Raw genomic sequence first — 1,471 nt, forward strand, 5'->3', positions numbered from 1 at the left:
GGACAAGAAGGCGAGGGCGGTGTCGAGCTCGCCACCGTCGTTGCGCGGCACGGCCTCGCGTTGGGATTCGATCATGGCCCGACCTTACGTGATCGTCGTCGGGGGGGGAAGCGGGCGCGGATGTCGTCTGAGCGGTTCCGACCAGACTCCCGCTCATCGGCACGGAAGGCCACCGGGCCAGCTCGGCGTGACGCTGCGTAGCGCGAGGATCGCGGCTACCGGATACCGAATCGCGGGCAGTGGCCGTGGCATCAAGCGACGCAGAACTGGTTGCCCTCGGGGTCCTGCATGACGACGTGGCCGAGCACGTCGCCGTACCACTCCTCGCGGATCACCGTCGCGCCAGCGGCGACCAACTCGGGGACTTTCTGCCGGATCAGTCGGGCGCGCTCGACCATGTCCCAGGGGCCTGGACCGGCCACCCGGACATCGATATGCACTCGGTTCTTGCTGGACTTGCCCTCGACTTCATTCTGGAAGAATCGGACATCTTTCCCGAAGTGCATAGGGCAACCTCGACAAACCAAGAACCGAACCAGCTTCAAATTCCGGCCAACGTCAGCACGTGATCGAATCCGCGAAGCTGGGCTGGCGAACTCACCATCGGCAGTACCAGGGCCGGTATCCCGGCGATCACGGAACCGCCGTCGCCGCTGGGATGGTCACCGACCATCAGCGTTCGGTCTGGCTGTGCCGCTAGGGCGTCGAGTGCGGTGCGCCAGATCCGTACATCGGGTTTGACGAAGCCGACCTCGTAGGAAAGAACGAATGCATCGATGTAGCGGTCAAGCCCGTGCCTCGCAAAGCATTTGCGAATGTCCCAGCCGACGTTACTGACCACGCCAAGGCGAATATCGCGGGCACTCAGTGCGGCGAGAGTGGACGACGTGTCCGCGTACGGCTCGAGCGCTTCGGCGTGCGTTTCGTGCAGGGCTCGCGCAAACGGCAGGTCCACCCCACGGATTTGCTGCAGGACAGCCAGAATCGCCCGGTCCCACACCTGTGGGTCCAAGTCGCGGGCAAAATGAGCAGGGTCCGTAGCCGTTGTCCGCAACAACTCAGCGTAATCCGCGGCGATGCGCTGCGCCTCACCGACGGCCACCTCCCGGCCGACCAAGGCCGCGGCGCTGCCGACCCAGCGGTTGGGGTCTCTGGCGAACAGGGTCCAAGCGAAGTCGAACAGGACGGTTGCCACGGGTTTCGAAGGCACCAGGTCACCCTAGATCAGCGGGACGATTGACGTGGATCATGATGCTCCTGACTGCGCTCGACGCAGAACAGGTTGCCCTCCGGGTCGGCCCTGGTCACCCAACCGGGGCCGTTGGGGCTTGCGATGATCCTCGTACTCGGGTCGCGCCCGAGCCCCTTCAGCCGCACGACCTCCTCATCGCGTGTCCCGTCGGTCGGCATGACATCGATATGCATTCGGCGACCGGTTCTTGGTTCAGCGGCTTTCCCCTCGGGCACCTTC

The 1,471-nt window shown here is 64.7% G+C and carries 3 protein-coding genes; all 3 read right to left on the reverse strand.

The features are described from left to right. Positions 1 to 251 precede the first annotated feature (251 nt). Positions 252 to 506, reverse strand: coding sequence for a VOC family protein (locus tag ACY34I_RS40345; protein ID WP_462760819.1), 255 nt, complete (start codon positions 504 to 506; stop codon positions 252 to 254). A gap of 35 nt (positions 507 to 541) precedes the next feature. Continuing rightward, complete coding sequence (locus tag ACY34I_RS40350) at positions 542 to 1,210, reverse strand: HAD family hydrolase (protein WP_462760820.1); 669 nt, start codon at positions 1,208 to 1,210, stop codon at positions 542 to 544. A gap of 14 nt (positions 1,211 to 1,224) precedes the next feature. After that, positions 1,225 to 1,471, reverse strand: a 247-nt coding sequence (locus ACY34I_RS40355; protein WP_462760821.1) for a VOC family protein, incomplete at its 5' end; no start/stop codon positions are given.

It is taken from the genome of Micromonospora sp. RTBAU3-60 (assembly GCF_054963695.1).